This is a genomic window from Mesorhizobium sp. M6A.T.Cr.TU.014.01.1.1 (genome assembly GCF_004022765.1).
GTDB classification, from domain to species: domain Bacteria; phylum Pseudomonadota; class Alphaproteobacteria; order Rhizobiales; family Rhizobiaceae; genus Mesorhizobium; species Mesorhizobium mediterraneum.
Genome location: NZ_RZPG01000028.1, coordinates 35,167 through 55,394, shown reverse-complemented (window position 1 = coordinate 55,394; position 20,228 = coordinate 35,167). Strand labels below are relative to the sequence as shown.

Here is a 20,228-nt window from a genome sequence, read left to right as displayed (position 1 = left end):
GAGGCACCTTTTTGTTACCAAGGCACCCGCACCGCACCGAGGACTGCCGCGCCATCTCGGAAATCCTGCAGCGCGTCGGCGACAAATGGACCGTGCTGGTCGTCGGCAAGCTCGGTGACGGGCCGCTGCGCTTCAACGAGCTGCGCAGCGCCGTTGGCGGTATTTCGCAGAAGATGCTGACCACCACCTTGCGCGGGCTGGAGCGCGACGGCTTCGTCACCCGGACCGTGTTTCCAACCATTCCGCCGCGCGTCGATTATGAGCTGACCGATCTTGGCTACGAGCTTCTTGTGCCGGTCGGTGCGCTCGGCGAATGGGCGCGCAAGAACACCGAGCGTGTCAAGGCCGCGCGGGCGAGGTTCGATGGGATTCATGCCTGAAACTCTTGCGCTGCAAGGGTTTGCGCGCGGCGCGTAGCGCAGACGAATTCTTCGGCTGCATCTGCATTCCGGCCCGCAGACGGCTTTCGGTGCGTTTCGACTTCGGGCCCGATTGACCACCCTGCATGGCGCAGGCCGCCTCTTTGCCGTCACCGCGCCGGTGTCCCACGTTGTTGCAACGCGGATTCCGCTCCTGATCACTTGCCGCTTGAGAGTGTGGTTTTCGGAGGCGCCACTGGCTTCGGCCTCGTCTCGTTTGATCTCGGTTCAGGCGGTTGCGGCGAACAGGCCGAACAAGGCTGCAAGCGCCTGCCAATGCGCCGTTCAGCAATCGTTGACGCATTGTCTTTTCCCCCATGCCCTGCCGGACATGGTCACGGAAACGTGCGAACGCGAAGCATCACACAGCATCGCTATTCGCATCTCTTTGCGGGAGGCTGGCAGCGGCGGTGCCGTTGACTTCCAGCTGACTACATCCAGCCGATCAGCCTTCCGCCGGAACCGCCTTCGGCTTGCCTTCGCCGTCCAGCGCCACCATGACGAAATCGGCATGGGTGACCTTCTCCATCAGGTCGGAGAGGTAGCGCTGCGCCCATGCCTCGACCTTGAGCGTCATCGAGGTACGGCCGACGCGCTCGACATGCGTATAGATGCACAGCGTGTCGCCGATCTTCATCGCTTTGGCGAACGACATTTCCTTCACCGCTGCCGTCACCACGCGGCCCTTGGCGCGCTCGGCGGCGCGGATGCCGCAGGCAAGGTCCATCTGCGCCATCACCCAGCCGCCGAAGATATCGCCCGCCGCATTGGCGTCCGAAGGCATGGCCAACGTCCTGAGCGTCAGATCGCCGATCGGCCGTCCATCCGCATAATGCACCATGCGCCAAATTTCCTCGATATCGATCTTCTCCCGATCCCGTATCGGGATGGCAACGGTGCGTCAACGCGCCGCCAGCCGGCAATGTCGCAGTTTGAAGCTCGGCTATTGGCGTCCGTTGCCAATGAGCGCGTAGCGGATGGAGCCGACCGCGGGAGGTCTCGGCGCTTGTGCCACCGGATTCGCGCGTCGCCCGCCAGGATGATTTCCGTGATTGTTTCAAGTGGTGAACGCCGGTTGTCGGGGAGCACCATCGGTGGTTACCTTGATGGCAATTTGGGAGGACAGCCTCATGCCGGCAAGCGGGCGAAACGATGAGATTGGAGGAGACGATGCCAGGCGTTGAAGCCGCGATTAGGGATCTGCTGGAGCGTCGATCGGCCGCCATGGGCGCCAAAGACATCGAGTGGCTTATGTCCCTTTACTCCAACGACATAGTCTATTTCGACCTCGTACCGCCGCTTCGCTATGTGGGATCCAACGCCCTTCGCGAGCGGTTCTTAGATTGGTTTCCCCGCTGGTCTGGTCCGATTGGCCAGGAGCTTGGCCAACTGGATGTTGCGGCCGGCGACGCGGTTGCCGCCGCATGGATGCTTATCCGAGCGCATGGCGCCCTGAAAACAGGCGCGAATGTCGGCTACTGGGTGCGCGTGAGCAATGCATTTCGTCGATCTGGAGACAGATGGACGATCACGCACGAGCATGTTTCCCTCCCCGTCGACATGCGGAGCCGGACAGCAGTCTTGGACTTGACCCCATAGCGTCGCTGGAACAACGTTCGAGAGGGGATTTTGACGTCGTTTCTACACGCCTAAAAGCAACAGGACTTGAGGGCCAGTCACCTTTTTCACAAGGGAAGCCGGAAGCCTCAGTGACGCCAGAGGCGTGCGCCGTCTATGGTAGAGCCTGAATTCCGAAGCCGCCCGCGTCCATCATGCAGACCTGTGGTTTCATCGTGAAGCACCTGACATGAAGCTTACCTTTCACCCTCTGACATCAGATCTATGGCCCGCGCTCGAAGACCTGTTCGGTGAGAGTGCCGCCTGCAGTCGCTGTTGGTGTATGTACGGGCGTATCGGCAGTTCTTATCGAAAGCGACCAGGTGAGGAAAACAGGGCCGCGTTCCAGCAAGCCGTCGAGAATGGTCCCTCCCCAGGCATACTTGCTTTCGACGGCGATACTGCCGTCGGCTGGTGCCAGGTGACACCGCGAGATGCCGTGCCCTGGCTCGATCGGCTGTGGCAGCTGAAGCGTGTGGATGATGCGCCGGTCTGGTCCTTGTCCTGCCTCTACGTGCGAAAAAGGTACCGTCGGCATGGCGTCACGTCACACCTGATCGCAGCGGCGCTGGAAGCTGCAAGGCGTGCGAATGCCCCTGCGCTCGAAGCCTATCCTTTTGATGCCGATGTATCGCCCAGCGCCTCCGGCTGTGGATACGCCTCCACCTTCGCTCGCGCCGGGTTCAGGGTCGTCGCCCACAGGGTGCCAGCCCGCCCGATCATGCGTTATGATCTCAAGCAAAATGCTTGATGATGGCGTGTGATGCTTGGACCGCTTGTCCACAAGGCAAAGGCGACTTCGACCAGGACCCCGAAGGCAAACGATGTGCCGGTCGCTTTTTTCACAAGCGATGCCGGAAGCTCCGGTGATCGCGGCGGCTTGCGGCGTCTAGGTTGAGCAAAAATTCGGAGCCGGCCGCATCCATCATGCAGACCTATGATTTCATCGTCGTCGGCTCCGGCTCGGCCGGCTCGGTTCTGGCCGAAAGACTATCGGCCTCGGGCCGCTTCTCGGTTCTGGTGCTCGAGGCCGGCGGCACCGACCGGCGCTTCTACGTGCAGATGCCGCTCGGCTACGGGAAGACCTTCTTCGACCCGGCCGTCAACTGGAACTACAAGGCCGAGCCGGACCCGGGCCTCGCCGGCAATGTCGACCACTGGCCGCGCGGCAGGCTGCTCGGCGGTTCGAGCTCGATCAACGCCATGGTCTGGATCCGGGGCGCGCGCGAGGATTTCGACGCTTGGGCGGCGGCCGGCAATCCCGGCTGGGGCTTCGACGACCTGCTGCCTGCCTTCAAGGCGCTCGAGGACAATCAGGCCGGCGCCAACCAGTGGCGGGGTGTCGGCGGTCCGTTGCACATCACCGATTGCTCTAAGGCTGTCCATCCGCTGACCAAGCGCTACCTCGCGGCTGCCAGCCAAGCCGGCCTGCCGTTCAACCCGGATTTCAACGGCGCGTCACAGGAAGGCGTCGGCATTTATCAGATCACCACCAAAAACGGCCGCCGCATGTCGGCCGCTCGTGCCTTCCTACGCCCGGCGATGAAGCGAAAAAATGTCCGCATCGAGATGAATGCGCTGGCGACCAAAATCCTATTCGAGGGCAAGCGCGCCGTTGGTATCGAGTACCTGCAGAACGGTGAAACGAAGACCGCCCGCGCCGGCCGCGAGGTCATCCTGTCGGGTGGCTCGATCAACTCGCCTCAATTGCTGCAGCTTTCCGGGGTCGGCCCGTCGGCCCTGCTCGGTGCTGTCGGCATTCCCGTCGTCCATGCCAATGAGAATGTCGGGGCGAACCTGCAGGACCATGTCGGCATCAACTACACCTTCAAGGGCAGGCTGCCGACGCTCAACCAGATCCTGCGCCCTTGGTGGGGCAAGCTCATGGTCGGCATGCAATACATCCTCATGCGCTCCGGCCCGCTGTCGCTGTCGATGAACAATGCCGGCGGCTTCTTCCGCACCGACCCGGCGGCGGCACGGCCCAACATGCAGCTCTACTTCCAGGCGTTCTCGACCGTCATCCCGAAGAGCGGTGAGCGCCCTATCCTGACGCCCGACCGGTGGCCGGGCTTTTCCATCGGCCTGTCCAACTGCCGACCGTCGAGCCGTGGCGAGATCATGATCCGCTCCAGCAATCCGCGTGACTATCCGAAGATCGTCGCCAACGCCTATTCGACCGAGGCGGACGTGGCCGAAATGCTGGCGGCAGTGAAGTTCGTGAGGAAGATCGCCTCGATGCCGGCGATGGCCGACATCATCGAGGAAGAGGTGTTGCCGGGCCCGTCAATCACCTCCGACGCGGATCTCATTCAGGATTTCAGGAAGCGCTCCGGCACCGTCTACCACCCGGTCTCGACCTGCCGCATGGGGCCGGACGCTGCCCGCGCCGTCGTCGACCCGCGCCTGCGGGTTCACGGCCTCGCCGGCTTGCGCGTCGTCGACGCCTCGATCTTTCCCGATAACATCACCGGCAACACCAACGCCGCCTCGATCATGACCGGATGGAAGGGCGCCGAACTGGTTCTGGAGGATCAAAAATGAAAATCACCGACGTCAAAACCTGGGTCGTCGGCAATCCGCCGCCCGGCATCGGCGGCAAGTATTTCATCTTCGTCAAGCTCACCACCGACGGCGGCGTCGTCGGCTATGGCGAGGCCTACAACGCCACTTTCTCCGCGCATGTCACCGCCAGGATGGTCGAGGATATGGCCGAGCGCTATCTCGTCGGCCGCGATCCGCATGACATCGAGAACTTTTTCCGCCGTGCCTATTCCTCCGGCTTCACCCAGCGTCCGGACGTTTCCGCCATGGGCTGTTTCTCGGCGCTTGAAATGGCCTGCTGGGACATTATCGGCAAGGAAGCCGGCAAGCCGGTCTACAAGCTGCTCGGCGGGCAGGTGCACGAGACGCTGCGTTCCTACACCTATCTCTACCCGCACACCGGCAGCGTCCATTCGGAGGATGCGCGCGGCAAGAACGTCTACAACGATCCCGACCTGGCGGCCGAATGCGCGCTCGAATATGTCGAGCAGGGCTTCAATGCCGTCAAGCTCGACCCGGCTGGCCCCTACACCGCCTTTGACGGTCATCAGCCGCGCCTCGTCGACATCGATCTCTCCGCCCGCATGGTCAAAGCGATCCGTAAGGCGGTCGGCACAAGGGCCGACATCCTGTTTGGCACGCACGGCCAGTTCACCGCATCGGGCGCGCTGCGCATGGCCCGCGCCATCGAGCCCTACGACCCCCTGTGGTTCGAGGAGCCGGTGCCGCCCGATATGCCAGAAGTGATGGCGCAGGTGGCGCGCGGCACGTCGATCCCGATCGCCACCGGCGAGCGGCTGACGACCAAGTTCGAATTTGCCCGTGTCATCGAGAACCGCGCCGCGAGCATTTTGCAGCCGGATCTCGGCCGCTCCGGCGGCATTCTCGAAACCAAGAAGATCGCCGCCATGGCCGAGGCCTATCACATCCAAATCGCGCCGCACTGCTATTGCGGGCCGATCGTCGGTGCAGCCAACATCCAGCTTGCCGTGACCTTGCCCAACTTCCTCATCCTGGAGTCGCTGAAGCAGTGGGACGGTTTTCACGAAAAGCTGCTGAAGAAGAAGATCGAATGGCAGGACGGCAACGTCATTCCGTCGAAGGAGCCAGGCCTTGGCGTCGAGCTCGACGAGGCCGTCTGCGAGGCGCATCCCTGGACCGGCACGGACCTGCATTTGCAGATGATGCAGACGCCGTTGATGCCGTGATCGCGCGAGAGCTATGCCTTCATCGCACGCCGGGTTTCCGGCTAAGATCGAGTTCTGCCATCAGGTAATTGCCACGCAATTCCAGCATGTTGGCCGGATCGCCGGAATCACGCCCGAGAGGACTTGAATCAGTCTCTCAACACGTTGATTCAATATCTGAGCGTTAGCGCGCCGGGCAGGATCTCGAAGGTCGCCGGTATGCGCCCCGGCGATTCACCGTCTATGTCGACCAGCGCGGCGTTCTTTTGCACATCGCCGAGCGGTTCGACAACCACTTTCTTGCCGCGCAAAATGGTGATTGCCGGATGGTCGCGATGCCGCCCGCCATAGAGCAGCCGGATGTCCCAGATCAGTTTCAGCTTGCCCGCCGCGCGCAGGATGACGATGTCGAATAGTCCATCGTCCATTTCGGCATCCGGCGCGATCATCATGCCGCCGCCGAAGAATCTTCCGTTGGCCACCGCCACCAGCGCCACCCGCGCCTCGACCGGGACGCCGTCGTCGACGGTGATCACAACGTCTTGAAACCGGTAGCGCATGAATTCCCACACGGTGCGCCAGTAGAACAGCGCCTTGGCCGACACCCTGCCCTTGCGCTTGTCGGCGTTGACCGCGCGGTCGGTGGCGCCCGAAAGACCGAGGCTGGCGATGTTGATGAAATGGCGGCTGGCCAGCGCGCCATGATCGTCGACATAGGAGATGCGGCCCGCATCGACCTTGCGAGCTTTGGCCTGGGCGATACGCTTCAGCGTCAGGTCGACCTCAGCAGGCAGGCCGAGCCCGCGGGCGAAATCGATGCCGGCGCCGCAAGGCAGCAGGCCGAGCTCGGCCGTCCGGCCGCTTTCTGCGAACGCCTGCAACAGCCCGTCGGCCACTTCGCTGGCGGTGCCGTCGCCGCCCGCCGCGATCACCAGGTCGAAGCCGCTGACGGCAAGGACGAGCGCCAGCCGTTCAGCGTCGCCGGTCGCCTGTGTTTCGCGCAGCTCGAAATCGCCGAAATGTCTCTTGAGCGAAGCATTGACCTCGGGCCAATGCCGTTTGAGCCAGCCGCCGCCGGCAATCGGATTGAGAACCACCCCGACCTTCAAGAACGTCCTCCCCAAAGGCCAGCAACGACACTGCTGTCCTAAAAGCCCTTTGCCGGCATTGAAGCCCGCGCCGCTCTGTGGAGCAAGGGCCGAATGTCTGATCATGCTGCTCGCCGCAGATCAGGGCGTGTCCGGCCCCCCTGCATCTCGTCCAAAAAAACGCTGCGCCGCCGAGCTCAGTCCCCGATAATCCCGCTATTCACAGGCTCGTCGCTGTTTCGCCGAACGCTTATCCCCCGTATATTAAACCCATCTCAGGCGGCTACCGATCGCCAAGTCGAAAGGCAAGGCGAAACGGCGGATTTCCTGAGGCCCGTACGGCCCCGAATGAAAGCAGGCTTGCCTGTTTTGAGGAGGGATGCCGAGACCTACGGGGCCGCGGAAAGCGTGCGAACGCCTACGGCGGACCGATGCTGCCATGAAGGACGGCAAAAACCTTCGATGGCGCGCTGGACGAAGCTCGCAAGGGTAGAGACTGGCGAGGTCCCGAACGGACGCTGCCCTCGGGCAGTGGCTGGCAGGACCGTCAACATCAAGGCCGGCATGGCGCGACGTCTTTACGGAAGTTGCTGCCGCGACCGTGTCCTGATCTGACAGGGAGGCGCTGGGAGAAATCCCGGCGCCGACTGTCTCTGGACTCCTGTCGCTATCCGACCGTCTGCTTCACTTGAACCAGCCGTCAGGTTCGAACACGTCTACGATTGGTGAGACCTTTCGGCCACAGTCGGCGACCGTGAAAAATTGCGTGGCGCCCGTCACGCTCATTCCACAATCGCGGCCAAATCCCGCCTTGATCCACAGCGATTGATGAGCTTTCAGCGTCGCGTGTCCTTTTCGGCCACGCGAACGATCCCAGTGATATTTGGCAGAGCAACTCAAAAGGCATAAAACCGTGATCAAGACCGCGCTTGTCGCGATGACCATCGTCGGTTGCGACTGCGACGCCAAGCTTTGCGAATATATCGGTGAGACGCCGGCCAAGTGGTCGACCATCGCCGATTGCGAAGCGGCCATGAAAAGCCAGATGCTGCACCAGCGTAATTTCAACTATCCGCTCGTCTCCGGCATCTGCCGCACGACGCAGACGCCGTCGTCACAGCTTGCCACGACGGCCTCCACGCCTGAGTTGACGACGGCAACGCAGAACGCCACCGACCCGCTCCCCTCAGAATTGAGCCGTCGCCCCAGCGTTGCGGTCGGGGCGCAGGCAACGGCGATGGAAACGGAGGCTGCCAGGCCGGTTGCCTACGAAGCGGCGGTCGATGGCGGTCGCGCCGTGCTCTATCGCACGAAGACCGGCTACGCCGTGGTCAAGACCGACCTCGGCCGCGCCGCATCCGCAACGATCGGCTTAGCAAAGCGGTCGGCTGACTGGCTGGCGGCCAAGATGCCCAGCGGCTAACCCGCCGCCTCGTCCCTTGCGCCGATCTTGCGCACCAGCGCCGCCGTCGCCAGCATCGCCCCCATGTCTGATATCATCGGCGCGACATGCTTGGCGTAGTCGAGCGGCACCGAAATATCAGGCAGCTCGAAGAAGTCCTTGGTCTGCGGCAACAGCAGAAAACCGTCGCTGCCATTGAGCGCGACCCGCGCCGGATCATCAGGCCATGTCTCGCTGAGCCATGTCAGTGCCTGCGCCAGCCGGCCGCTTACCAGCGGCTGCGCCGCCTCGACATTGTCGGTGCGGAAATCATAGGCGGCATCAAGCTCGGGCATGCCGCATGACAATTCTCGCATCTTGCTGGCGAACATGCCGCGGAAGAAACCGACGGCCATATTAGTCCGCCGCGCCGCCACCAATATGCCGGGAAACGGCACGACGGTCTCGAAGGCGACGACGACCCCCTTGAATGCTATCGTTCCGCTCTTGCCCGTGCCTTGCCGGAGATCCGCTTCGTAAAGCTCGAACGGAAATCCCTCGTAGCGGCCGGATATGACGTCGTCGAAGCGCTTGCTGTTGAACGTGCCGATCGTCTCGCGCGGCAGCCGATCGAACGAATTCGGTGTCACGTCATGCTCGTAGCGCATATCCCTGATGAAACCGAAGATGATCGGCAGCAGTGTCTTGCGGAACGATTGCTGCAACGTGCTCGTCGGCTTGACCGCCTGGAAATAGAGCAGGATCGCCGCCACGAACCCGACGACATAGAGCAGCACATGCGGCGTCGAGAACCATCGCTCGTAGGGATCGGCGACCATATTGAAGAGCCAAGCCATAAGCGCCACGAACACCAGCACCAGGCCGACGAACAACGGCACCCGCCAGCGGACCTGCCGGTAGGCAGAAGCCCGCCTGGCCTCATAGGCCTCGAGATTCCTTTTGATGCCGGCGATGTCAGTTTCGTCAGGCATGAAATCCGCTGCTTCCATCGCCATCCCCGTCGAAAGACCGATCACCCAGCTCGGACAATAGCTGATTTTGCCGAAAGTCGCGCGACTACAGCGGTGGGATGGTGAGCCCGCACGATTTGTCTGAGCCACCAGTCAACACAGCCATCAATTCCCGTTACCAAAAACCGTATCCAGACGCGCCAAAACCTTTTGCCTTAATGCACCCTCCAGCGCCTCGACCGGAACCAGCCGCTCATGGTCGCCGGCGCGCAGCCGCATGAAGGGGTGCAGCCGGTAGGCGACAATGGCGCCACGCGTGTCAGCATCAGCGCTGATATCCACGGTCAGGATGCCCCCGATGCGGCCGGGCCAGGGCTGGCGCGCAAAGGCGGTGCCAAGAAAATCGCCGAGCCCATAGGCGACGAGCGCCTTGCCGATCCGCTCCACCGGCTGCAAGACGTGGGCATGGTGGCCGGCTATCAGCCCGACGCCTTGCGCGGCCAAATGCTGTGCCAGTGCCCGCGTTGCGGCCTGGGGAAAGTGCCGGAACTCCCAATCCCAATGTGGCACCGCGCAGGCGAGGTCAACATCGCTGCCGCGTGGCCATTGTGCCGGGTCGCCTTGCATTGACACACGGCCCGCGAACGCAGCCGCGCCGGCATTACGCCACAGCGTGAAAGCGGCAAAGCCTATTGTCAGCGGCCCGACCGCAAGGCGCTCGACCGGACCGGCGACGGCGGTGCCGATGCTGCGGATGCCGAGACGATTCAGCGCCGCCACGGTCTTGTCGAAACCCTCGACGCCCTGGTCGAGCACATGATTGTTGGCGAGCGACAAAACCAGCTTCTCATGCGAGATGCCGGCGGCCGCCAGCGCCTCGGCGAGAAACCGCTCGGTCATGGCATGATGGGTGCCAAGCTTCGTGCCCATCGCCGCGCTCGGTCGCTCCACCACCGGGCTTTCGCAATTGCCGACCACAAGGTCAGCGGAGGCGAGCAGCGCCTTGATAGCCGGGTCGCATTGCGGCGCTGTTCGATTGGCCACCGCCGAGATATCACCGACAAAGGCGAGCCGCACCGTTCGCGCCGGTGGCGGCTCGATCATCGTTCCTGCCGCTGGCGCAAAACCATCGCCGTCGCCACTAAGCGTCGGCTTCAGGAAACGTGGCAGCCAAGACAATTTGTAGGAAAGCGGATAGTTCGACACGCGCAGCCTGCACCGGAATGAACGGCCACGGTAGACGATGAGCCCGATATAGCGAAGCGCTTCCGTTCGGATTCATATGGGCGAGGCGCCTGCGACAGGCGCGACACGCGAAATGCATGTATGGTCGGCATGAAGCCCTGGAGGACCAAGATGACGCGATTTTCGAGCCTGCTGGCATTCGCCCTTATTCTGCTGCTGCCGGTTGCTTCCGCTGATGCCGCATCCCCCGAACCGGCCGCCCTGTTCGAGGCAAAAACCGTAGCGGACCGCAACAGCACGCTTACCGCACTCGAAGCCGCCGCGCCCGGTGATCCCGCGTCGGCTTACGCCGCCGGCGCCGGCCAATTCTTCACCGCGCTGGAGATCCTGGCCGGCGGCCTGCATCGCCACGGTTTCGAGAGCCCGCAATCGTTCATGCTGCCGCTGATGCGGCTGCCGGTGCCGGACAATCCCAATCCCGAACCGCTGACCTACGATGACTTCCGCGCCATCCTGGTCGCCTTCCGCGACCGGCTGCAGAAATCCGCCGCCACACTTGGGTCCGTGCCTGCCGGTGCCGATATCGGCATGGAGGTCGACCTCACGCGTCTCGGCATCGATCTCAACGAGGACGGCCAGATCGCGCCGAACGAAAGTGCCGCCGCGATCATGGCGTCTCTGTCACGCGGCGGCGGTGCGCCAGACGCGGCCGCACCTGCCCTCACCTTCCGCTTCGACCGCGCCGACGGCTACTGGCTGCAGGGCTATGCCGAGTTCCTGATGGCGCAGGCGGACTTCTGGCTGGCGCATGACTTCAGGACCATGTTCGACGGCTCCTTCCACATGCTATTCCCACGCGCCAAGCTGCCGCTGCAGGACACGCTCGTTCCGCCGGACAGCGGCATGGGCGGAAGCATGTTATCGTCCGAATGGCGCTTGGCCGATTTCATCTCGTTGGTGCATCTGGTTAACTGGCCGGTGGTCGAGCCGGAGCGCCGGCAGGCGGCACGCCGCCATCTCATGGAGATGATCCGGCTGTCGCGCGAGGACTGGAAGGCGATCCGCGCCGAGACCGACAACGACCGTGAATGGCTGCCCGGCCCGCAACAGAAAGGTGCCAGCCCGCTCACCGGCCTGGAGGTCGGCGAGGAGCAGGTCCAAGCCTGGCACGCCGCGCTTGATATGGCCGAGGATCTGCTCGAAGGTCGCACCTTGCTGCCGCATTTCCGCATCGCCGACAAAGGCATCAACATGAAGCGCTTCTTCGACGAGCCGAAGCCCTTCGATCTGGTGCTGTCGATCACCGGCCCGGCGATCGCACCCTATCTCGAAAGCGGGAAGATCCTCACCAGCGAGGAGTTCGACCAGATCCAGCGCCAGTTCGGCGGCGCCGGGTTTTTGACGTTTGCGCTGTGGTTTAACTGAGGGCGTGTTTCAACATCGCTCCTGACACCCTTGTGTCAGCAGCTTAAGTTCGTCCCGCGCCCCTCGTCACTCCGCTCTTTCCATTTCGGCCGATACCTCCCATATTCGGGGCATGGCCAAACTTCCTGACAAAAAGACGCCGCCGCCGGCGCGTGATGATCGCGCTTCGCCGCCCAAGCGGCGCAGCCCGCTGACCGATTTCCTCGATGCATCGGAGCCATTGCACAAGGGCGGCTTCGCCGAGGCGCCGCAGGCCGAATTCTCAGGCACGCCGCTGACCGGCTCGATCGCCGATTGGGCCGAGCAGATAGAGCAGGAAGCCGAGAGGGAAGGGCGCCAAATCTCCCCCCTTGAGGGGGAGATGTCGCCGAAGGCGACAGAGGGGGTCGGCAAAGGAAGTGCTCAGCACAAGGGACCGCCGAGCCCGGACGCACCGACCCCACCCGGCGGCTCCGCCGCCACCCTCCCCTCAAGGGGGAGGGAAGGCGCCAAGGCGAAAAAAATCCCCGAGCGCTCCTCCTCCCCCGGCCGCACGGCGCGAGGCACCTCAATGGGCGGCGCGGCTTCGGCCAGGGAGCGCACCGCGGCCGGCCTCAATCCGGTCGCCGGCCTCGATGTTTCCTTGGAGGAAGCCGAGACGATGGCCTCCGGCGGTGTCACCGCCACTGTCGCCGCGCTGTCGGCGCTGATCGAATCCGGCAACCCGCTGCACAAGGACGGCGTGCTGTGGACACCGCACCGCCCGGCCCGGCCCGAAAAATCCGAAGGCGGCATCGCCATCAAGATGGTGTCGGATTTCGAGCCGGCCGGCGACCAGCCGACGGCGATCAAGGATCTTGTCGAAGGCGTCAACGACAATGACCGCACCCAGGTGCTGCTCGGCGTCACCGGCTCGGGAAAAACCTTCACCATGGCCAAGGTGATCGAGGAGACGCAGCGTCCTGCTCTGATCCTCGCCCCCAACAAGACGCTGGCCGCACAGCTCTATTCCGAGTTCAAGAAATTCTTCCCGGAAAACGCTGTCGAGTATTTCGTCTCCTACTACGACTACTACCAACCGGAAGCCTATGTGCCCCGGACGGATACCTTCATCGAGAAGGAATCGTCGATCAACGAACAGATCGACCGCATGCGCCACTCGGCGACGCGCTCGCTGCTGGAGCGCGACGACGTCATCATCGTCGCCTCGGTGTCCTGCATCTACGGTATCGGCTCGGTCGAGACCTACACGGCGATGACTTTCCAGATGCAGATCGGCGACCGGCTCGACCAACGCGCGCTGCTCGCCGATCTCGTCGCCCAGCAATACAAGCGCCAGGATATCAACTTCGTCCGCGGCTCGTTCCGCGTGCGCGGTGACACGATCGAGATTTTTCCGGCTCACCTTGAGGATCGCGCATGGCGCATTTCGCTGTTCGGCGACGAGATCGAGGCGATCACTGAGTTCGACCCGCTGACCGGCCAGAAGACCGGCGAATTGAAGAGCGTCAAGATCTACGCCAATTCGCACTATGTCACGCCGCGCCCGACCCTCAATCAGGCCATCAAGTCGATCAAGGAAGAGCTCAAGCACCGGCTGGTCGAACTCGAACGGTCCGGTCGCTTGCTCGAGGCGCAGCGGCTGGAGCAGCGCTGCCGCTTCGATCTGGAGATGCTGGAAGCCACCGGCTCCTGCGCCGGCATCGAGAACTATTCGCGCTATCTCACCGGCCGCCAGCCGGGCGATCCGCCGCCGACCCTGTTCGAATACATTCCTGACAATGCGCTGGTCTTCATCGACGAAAGCCATGTCACCGTGCCGCAGATCGGCGGCATGTATCGCGGCGACTTTCGCCGCAAGGCGACGCTGGCCGAATACGGCTTCCGTCTGCCGTCCTGCATGGACAACCGGCCGCTGCGCTTTGAGGAGTGGGACGCCATGCGCCCGCTCTCCGTCGCGGTTTCGGCGACGCCCGGCGGCTGGGAAATGGAGCAGTCCGGTGGCGTCTTCGCCGAGCAGGTCATCCGCCCGACCGGCCTGATCGATCCGCCGGTCGAGGTGCGTCCGGCCAAGACCCAGGTCGACGACGTCGTCGGCGAAATCCGCGACACGACAAAAGCCGGCTACCGCACGCTGGTCACAGTGCTGACCAAGCGCATGGCCGAGGACCTCACCGAATATCTGCACGAGCAGGGCATCCGCGTTCGCTACATGCACTCCGACATCGACACGCTGGAGCGCATCGAGATCCTGCGCGACTTGCGCCTCGGCGCCTTCGACGTGCTGGTCGGCATCAACCTTTTGCGCGAAGGCCTCGACATCCCGGAATGTGGTTTCGTCGCCATTCTCGATGCCGACAAGGAGGGCTTCCTGCGCTCGGAAACCTCGCTGATCCAGACCATCGGCCGCGCCGCCAGAAACGTCGACGGCAAGGTCATCCTCTACGCCGACCAGGTCACCGGCTCGATGGAGCGGGCGATGGCGGAAACCAACCGCCGTCGCGAAAAGCAGATGGAGTGGAACGCGGCCAACGGCATCACCCCGGAATCGGTCAAGTCGCGCATCTCCGACATCCTGGACTCGGTCTACGAGAAGGATCATGTCCGCGCCGACATCTCGCAGTTCACCGACAGCGCCGGCGCGATGATGGGCAACAACCTGAAAGCCCATCTCGACGCGATGGACAAGCAGATGCGCGACGCCGCCGCCAATCTCGACTTCGAGAAGGCGGCCCGCATCCGCGACGAGATCAAGCGACTGCGCGAGATGGAGCTGTCCATCTCCGACGATCCGCTGGCCAAATATGCCGACATGGAAAGCCCGGTTTCGGGCCGCGAGAAGGGCAAGCACAACAAGGGCGTGGCCAAACATCGTACATCAGAGGAACAAGAGCGTTTCCGCAAACTGGACGCGGCACGTGCCGCCGAAGAGGCGGCCAAGGCTGCCCGGCCCAATCTCTTCCGCAGGCCTCATCTTGACGAGATGGGCGCCGACGGCGCCGTGCCGGTGAAGAAGCCGCTGTTTGCCAAGCCGTCGCTGGACGATATGGGGCCTGGCACCGACATGCCGACGCCGTCAGGCGCGGTGTCGCGTTCGCTGTTCAAGAAACAGTCGGCACAAGAGGCGCACGGCTCGGATTTCGGTATACCGGGTGAACCGACCAAGCCGCTGTTCAAGAAGAACTCGCTGGACGAGATGACAGTGCGCCGCACCGAAAAGCCGGTCGAGGGAAAAGTGCCGGCCAAGCCACAACCGATCTCCCCCCAAGTGGGGGGCGATTCCGCCAAGCCGATCGTTCGCCAGCGCGCTGGCATCGGTTCCTACGAAGACCCCGCCGACGCCCGCCGCGAAAAACGCCGGCCGGGCAAGACAGGGCGGCCGGGAAAGTAGCGCCTTCCCTTCTCCCCCTGTGGGAGAAGGTGGATCGGCGCGCAGCGCCGAGACGGTTGAGGGGTGTTCCAGCGGAGTGAGACGTTTGCGTTCCCTGGAACACCCCTCATCCGACCTCGCTTTGCGAGGCCACCTTCTCCCACAAGGGGAGAAGGGAAGGACTCCACTGTCATCGCTTGAATCAGTCCGCTTGCCACCAGCCCCGCCTTTGGTGTAATCGCTCCGCACACTCGAACGTCTTGAAAGGAGGGCTGCGTGTCTTTCGACCACCACCGTCAGCGCGGCCCTGTCGCTGCCCTGCGAGCTTGCTTGCAGGGCTGACCAGAGACGGTCCGGGTTCTCCCGCTTCGATTTTCTTGGTCTGCCCTTCGTGGTGCCGCAACGCCTGTTCTGATGGCCAGCCTGCGCACCGTTAAAGTGCATCGAACCGGACCTTTATTCCGGGCAGACCAGAGAAATCCACATGGCCCTGATCAGCCTCAAATCCCTCGGCGTCACCATGAGTGCGCCGCTCTTCTCCAATCTCGATCTCACCATCGGCACCGGCGATCGGCTCGGCATCGTCGCCGCCAACGGCCGCGGCAAATCTACCTTGCTGAAGTGCCTGACTGGCGAAATGGAGCCGACATCAGGCGACATCACCCGCACCCGCGGCCTCCGGGTCGGCTATGTCGAGCAAGCCGTTCCCACAGCACTGGCCGAGTGCGGCTTTCAGCAGGTGGTGGCCGACGCCTTGCCGGCCGAGCAGGCCGAAAGCGAGCTATGGCGCGTCGATGTGGTGCTCGACTCCCTCGACGTGCCTGAGCCGATGCGCGAGCGGCCGATGCGGGCGCTGAGCGGCGGCTGGCAAAGGCTGGCGCTGATCGCCCGAGTCTGGGTCACCGATCCGGACGTCCTGCTTCTCGACGAGCCGACCAACCATCTCGACCTCGCCAAGATCAGCCAGCTCGAAACCTGGCTGAACGCGCTGCCGCGTGAGGTGCCGGTGGTGATTGCCAGCCACGACCGCGCCTTCCTCGACGCCACGACCAACCGCACGCTGTTCCTGCGCCCTGAGCAGTCGCCGGTGTTTGCGCTGCCCTATTCCCGGGCGCGCGACACTTTGAGCGAAGTCGACGCCTCGACGGAACGCAAGTTCCAGCGCGACATGAAGATGGCGCAGCAATTGCGCCGGCAGGCGGCCAAGCTCAACAACATCGGCATCAATTCGGGCAGCGATCTGCTGACGGTCAAGACCAAGCAGCTCAACCAGCGCGCCCAGCGCCTCGAGGAGGTCGCAGCACCGGCGCACCGCGAGAAATCCGCCGGCGCGATAAAGCTCGGCAATCGCGGCACCCATGCCAAGGTGCTGATCACGCTGGACGACGTGGCGGTCGAGACGCCTGACGGCACGCTGCTGTTCAGGACCGGCAAGCGCCATATCTGCCAAGGCGACCGCATCGTCCTGCTCGGCCGCAACGGTGTCGGCAAGTCGCGGCTGATCAGCCTGATCAGGAACGCCATCGTCGAGCCGGAGACGGCAGTGCAAGGCGTGAAAGTGACGCCGTCGACGGTGCTCGGCTACAGCGACCAGGCGCTGTCGGGCATCAGCGGCGACGACACGCCGCTGGCGATGCTCTCGCGCAGATTCGATGTCGGCGAGCAGCGCGCCCGCTCTCTGCTGGCGGGCGCAGGCGTCGGCATCGACATGCAGGAGCGCGGGATCGGCGTGCTGTCGGGCGGACAGAAGGCGCGGCTGATGATGCTGGCGCTGAGGCTCGCCAATCCCAACTTCTACCTGCTCGACGAGCCGACCAACCATCTCGACATCGACGGCCAGGAAGCGCTGGAAACGGAACTGCTCGCCCATCAGGCAAGCTGCCTGCTTGCCTCGCACGACCGCTCCTTCATCAGGGCGATCGGCAACCGCTTCTGGCTGATAGAGAAGCGGCGGCTGGCCGAGGTCGACAGCCCGGAGGATTTCTTCCGGGAGGTCGCCGAGACGGGCGGTTGAAGCCTTGCGGCAAAAAAATTCCAGCGGTCTGTCGGATCATCGCCGCGCGCCCCGTCCTTGGGATGCCGACACGGTGATGCCGGCGCCAATCGAGGAGAGAGCATCATGTCCATTCTGTCATCCGTAGGTCGCATAGCGACCCGTTACTCAGCGGCGCGCGCCCGCTACCGCAGCGAGCGTGCCATCCTTTCGTTGCCGATCGAACTGCGCAAGGACATCGGCTGGCCGGAGATCGTCATCGACGCACAGAACAGCCCGCGGATTGGCCTGGCGCCTTGACAAGAGGGCTCCTTGACAAGAGCCGGCCGTCGCACGGTCGGCACCAAAAAAGCGCGTCGGCCATGTAGGATCGCCGCTGCCGCATTCGTCCTGTGGTTCGCAACGCCTAACCAAAGAGGAGCAAGACATGAACGATCAGCCCCAGACCCAGCCTGCCGCGAAAGTCCTCGGTGGATTGACGCCCTACCTTCAGCTGGACGGCGCCTTCAAGGCTTCAGAATTCTATCAGAAGGCCTTCGGCGCCGAGCAGGTCTTCTTCTACCCGCCGGACGAGAAGGGCCGGACGATGCACATCCATCTCCACATCAACGGTTCGACGCTGATGATTTCCGATTTCTATCCCGAGCATGGAATGGCGGCGGTGAAGCCGCAGGGCTTCACAATGCAGCTGCATCTCGGCAGCGACGACATCGACGCCTGGTGGCAGCGCGCCGTCGACGCCGGCTGCACGGTCGGTACGCCGCTGCAGGTGATGTTCTGGGGCGACCGCTGGGGTCAGCTGACTGATCCTTTCGGCGTCGAGTGGGCGATGAACGCGCCGGTGAAGGCAGCGTAGCGCATTCCTTCCTTCTCCCCTTGCTTGTGGGAGAAGGAAAATCCCACAATCAAGGAGAACCACAATGTCCTATGTCGATGGCTTCGTACTCGCCGTGCCGAAGGCAAATCTCGATGCCTACAAGAAGATGGCGCAGCTCGGCGGCACCGTCTGGAAGGAGCATGGCGCGCTCGCCTATGTCGAATGCATAGGCGACGACGTGCCCTATGGCGAGGTCACCTCGTTTCCGCGCGCCGTGCAGGCCAAGGACGACGAGGTCGTCGTCTTCTCATGGGTCGTCTATGAATCGCGGCAGAACCGCGATGCGGTGATGGCCAAGGTAATGGCCGACCCACGCCTGAACGGAGAGCTATCGGCGATGCCCTTCGACAGCAAGCGCATGATCTTTGGCGGCTTTCAGCCCTTCATTGAGCTGTAGGCCCGCAACGCATTACGCTAGCCGGTCAAGCAGCGGCTTGAGCCGATCGCCGTAGCGCTTCCACAGATCGACCGAGCCCTGGTACATCGGCTGGCGCACTTGCGCCGCCGAGGCTGTACGCACGGGACGGTCGGTCTCGTGGAACGACAGCACTCTATCGTCCCACGGCAGGCCGAGATGAGCGATCAGCGCCCGCGTCTGCCCTTCCTGGTCGGCGACGAAATCCTCATAGCGCACATCGTGCACGACACCGGGCAGCACGGCGTGCCAATGCGCCATGATATCGGTGTAGAGATTGTGGAAGTCGGCGAGCTCGCCGAGATCGTAGCCATAACGGTGAGTGTCGCCGCGGAAATGCACCTTGTAGATCGACAGGCAGGTCGCCGCCGCATCGCGCACGCAATGGATGATCCTGGCCTTCGGCAGCATCAGACGGATAAAGCCGATAAACAGAAAGTTGCCTGGCATTTTGTCGGTGACATGGCGGACATGCGGATAGCGGGCATGCAGCATATCGAGGTAGGCCTGCCCGGCATCGGCAAAATCCGTGTCGGGTACATCGGATACGCCCCAGGGAAAGCCACCTGGCATGGTTGACGGAAACTGCTTGCCGACCACCGTCTTCAAAATACTGAGCTCGCCGGCGCCATAGACCTGGGGATGGCTGGCGATGATCTGTTCGACCAGCGTCGTGCCCGAACGCGGCATGCCGACGATGAAGATCGGCGCATCGTCGGCGGTTGCGCTTGGCTTATGCTTTTCGAAGAAGCTGGCATCGAACACCGATTTCATCGCCTCGAATTCGGCCCGCGTCCTCACCGGATCATAATCGATGCCCTTGCGGCGGATGGCATTACCTTCGGCGAAATAATCAAAGGCGCGCGGGTAATCTTTCAGGTCGTCATTGGCCTTGCCGAGGCCGAAGGCAAGCTGCATGCGCGCCAGGCTGTCTTGCGGCGCCTTGGCATGCTGCGCCTCCATGCCGGCAAGCTCGGCGTCGCGCTCCTTCTGGCGCTTGACCTGCGTCAGCATCAGCCAGGCCCGGGCCATGCCGGGATTGACGGTCAGCGCCTGGCGGAACAAGTCAGTCGCTTCGTCGAGCTTGCCCTTTTCCATCAGCCCGACGCCCAGCCCGTGCAGCAAGTCGGCATCCTTAGGCCGGATCGTCAGCGCTTCCCGAAAGACGGCAAGCGCCTCATCGAGCCGCCCGGCCTCCTGCAGCGTTTCGGCAAGCCCGATGCGGGCGCGAACATGGAACGGGTTGCGACCGAGGGTGCCGCGATAGATCTCCTCTGCGCCCTCGAACTGTCCCATCTGCTTTAGCGACGAGCCGAGATTGTCGCGCGCCGCAAGCTGGTCCGGGCGCAGCGCCACCGCGCCACGGAAGAAATCCACGGCTGCACTGACTCGGCCGAGGTCGCGCATCACCGTGCCGAGGTTGTTGAGGAAATCCGGATTCTTGGGTTGCAGGCGCACCGACTGTTCGAGGAGATCCAGTCCTTCGGCGCTGCGACCGGTCTGGTGCAGCAGAAGCCCTAGAAAATGCGCTGCCGCCGCGTGGTTGGCCTTTTGCGCCAGCACCTGCCGGTAGAGCATCTCGGCTTCCTGCCGGCGCCCCGCCTGATGCAATTGCAGCGCCTGCTGCACACGCTGGTCGAGCCCCAGCGGCGGCTGTCCGCCTGAGCCGAAATTGGCGCCCGCGCCTGCCGGTCTTCTCGGATCTCTGTTGATGGGAAACCTGCCGTGTTTTGTCCGCCTGCCGCGATCTAGGCCATCGGCGCGACAGGTTCAAGGG

The 20,228-nt window shown here is 63.3% G+C and carries 17 protein-coding genes; 12 read left to right on the top strand and 5 right to left on the bottom strand.

All coding sequences use genetic code 11. The features are described from left to right. The first annotated feature begins 11 nt into the window (after positions 1-11). Complete coding sequence (locus tag EN885_RS26395; RefSeq protein ID WP_029350030.1) at positions 12-380, top strand: helix-turn-helix domain-containing protein; 369 nt, start codon at positions 12-14, stop codon at positions 378-380. A 484-nt stretch (positions 381-864) separates the two neighbouring features. On the opposite strand, the gene EN885_RS26385 is transcribed toward EN885_RS26395, so the two are convergent. Continuing rightward, positions 865-1,260 (bottom strand): acyl-CoA thioesterase, encoded by a 396-nt coding sequence (locus EN885_RS26385; RefSeq protein WP_023761257.1) that lies wholly within the window; start codon positions 1,258-1,260, stop codon positions 865-867. Positions 1,261-1,589: 329 nt separating this feature from the next. Between EN885_RS26385 and EN885_RS26380 the strand changes: the two genes are divergently transcribed. From EN885_RS26380 to EN885_RS26365, 4 genes are all read left to right on the top strand, one after another. Further along, positions 1,590-2,018 carry a nuclear transport factor 2 family protein gene (locus tag EN885_RS26380; protein WP_164759289.1) on the top strand — a complete coding sequence of 143 codons (429 nt, stop codon included), beginning with the start codon at positions 1,590-1,592 and terminating at the stop codon, positions 2,016-2,018. Between the two features lie 208 nt (positions 2,019-2,226). Further along, on the top strand, positions 2,227-2,787 hold the full coding sequence (locus EN885_RS26375; RefSeq protein ID WP_206616850.1) for a GNAT family N-acetyltransferase: 561 nt from the start codon (positions 2,227-2,229) through the stop codon (positions 2,785-2,787). Positions 2,788-2,963: 176 nt separating this feature from the next. After that, positions 2,964-4,580 carry a GMC family oxidoreductase N-terminal domain-containing protein gene (locus EN885_RS26370; protein WP_128243300.1) on the top strand — a complete coding sequence of 539 codons (1,617 nt, stop codon included), beginning with the start codon at positions 2,964-2,966 and terminating at the stop codon, positions 4,578-4,580. Then, positions 4,577-5,788 carry a mandelate racemase/muconate lactonizing enzyme family protein gene (locus tag EN885_RS26365; protein ID WP_095488872.1) on the top strand — a complete coding sequence of 404 codons (1,212 nt, stop codon included), beginning with the start codon at positions 4,577-4,579 and terminating at the stop codon, positions 5,786-5,788. The genes EN885_RS26370 and EN885_RS26365 overlap by 4 nt, the downstream gene beginning before the upstream one ends. A 149-nt stretch (positions 5,789-5,937) precedes the next feature. Here EN885_RS26365 and EN885_RS26360 read toward each other — a convergent pair whose 3' ends face one another. Then, positions 5,938-6,876 carry a diacylglycerol kinase family protein gene (locus EN885_RS26360; protein WP_128243245.1) on the bottom strand — a complete coding sequence of 313 codons (939 nt, stop codon included), beginning with the start codon at positions 6,874-6,876 and terminating at the stop codon, positions 5,938-5,940. Between the two features lie 892 nt (positions 6,877-7,768). Here EN885_RS26360 and EN885_RS26355 point away from each other — a divergent pair. Then, positions 7,769-8,278 carry a hypothetical protein gene (locus EN885_RS26355; protein WP_126105295.1) on the top strand — a complete coding sequence of 170 codons (510 nt, stop codon included), beginning with the start codon at positions 7,769-7,771 and terminating at the stop codon, positions 8,276-8,278. Here EN885_RS26355 and EN885_RS26350 read toward each other — a convergent pair. Together EN885_RS26350 and EN885_RS26345 are read right to left on the bottom strand one after the other, a co-directional pair. Then, complete coding sequence (locus EN885_RS26350) at positions 8,275-9,246, bottom strand: DUF3137 domain-containing protein (protein WP_128243244.1); 972 nt, start codon at positions 9,244-9,246, stop codon at positions 8,275-8,277. The genes EN885_RS26355 and EN885_RS26350 overlap by 4 nt on opposite strands. A gap of 126 nt (positions 9,247-9,372) precedes the next feature. Next, positions 9,373-10,413, bottom strand: a complete 1,041-nt coding sequence (locus EN885_RS26345; protein WP_128243243.1) for a CapA family protein — start codon at positions 10,411-10,413, stop codon at positions 9,373-9,375. A gap of 150 nt (positions 10,414-10,563) precedes the next feature. Here EN885_RS26345 and EN885_RS26340 point away from each other — a divergent pair, with 150 nt between their 5' ends. The 6 genes from EN885_RS26340 to EN885_RS26320 all read left to right on the top strand — a co-directional run bounded on the left by EN885_RS26340 (position 10,564) and on the right by EN885_RS26320 (position 18,433). Continuing rightward, positions 10,564-11,817: a hypothetical protein gene (locus EN885_RS26340; RefSeq protein ID WP_128243242.1), complete on the top strand. Its 1,254-nt coding sequence runs from the start codon at positions 10,564-10,566 to the stop codon at positions 11,815-11,817. A gap of 112 nt (positions 11,818-11,929) precedes the next feature. Then, entirely contained in the window at positions 11,930-15,187 is a 3,258-nt protein-coding gene (gene uvrB / locus EN885_RS26335) for an excinuclease ABC subunit UvrB (RefSeq protein ID WP_128243241.1), read from the top strand. A gap of 463 nt (positions 15,188-15,650) precedes the next feature. Then, positions 15,651-17,180, top strand: a complete 1,530-nt coding sequence (locus tag EN885_RS26330) for an ABC-F family ATP-binding cassette domain-containing protein (protein ID WP_128243240.1) — start codon at positions 15,651-15,653, stop codon at positions 17,178-17,180. A 105-nt stretch (positions 17,181-17,285) separates the two neighbouring features. Beyond that, the gene (locus EN885_RS33685; protein WP_164547136.1) at positions 17,286-17,459 is read left to right on the top strand and encodes a hypothetical protein; all 174 of its coding nucleotides are present in this window, start codon (positions 17,286-17,288) and stop codon (positions 17,457-17,459) included. A gap of 127 nt (positions 17,460-17,586) precedes the next feature. After that, positions 17,587-18,015 carry a glyoxalase/bleomycin resistance/extradiol dioxygenase family protein gene (locus EN885_RS26325; protein WP_095488864.1) on the top strand — a complete coding sequence of 143 codons (429 nt, stop codon included), beginning with the start codon at positions 17,587-17,589 and terminating at the stop codon, positions 18,013-18,015. Positions 18,016-18,079: 64 nt separating this feature from the next. Beyond that, on the top strand, positions 18,080-18,433 hold the full coding sequence (locus tag EN885_RS26320; RefSeq protein WP_095488863.1) for a DUF1428 family protein: 354 nt from the start codon (positions 18,080-18,082) through the stop codon (positions 18,431-18,433). 12 nt (positions 18,434-18,445) lie between these two features. Here the strand turns inward: EN885_RS26320 and EN885_RS26315 are convergent, their stop codons facing one another. Then, positions 18,446-20,029, bottom strand: coding sequence for a sulfotransferase (locus tag EN885_RS26315; RefSeq protein WP_245461495.1), 1,584 nt, complete (start codon positions 20,027-20,029; stop codon positions 18,446-18,448). Positions 20,030-20,228: the final 199 nt, after the last annotated feature.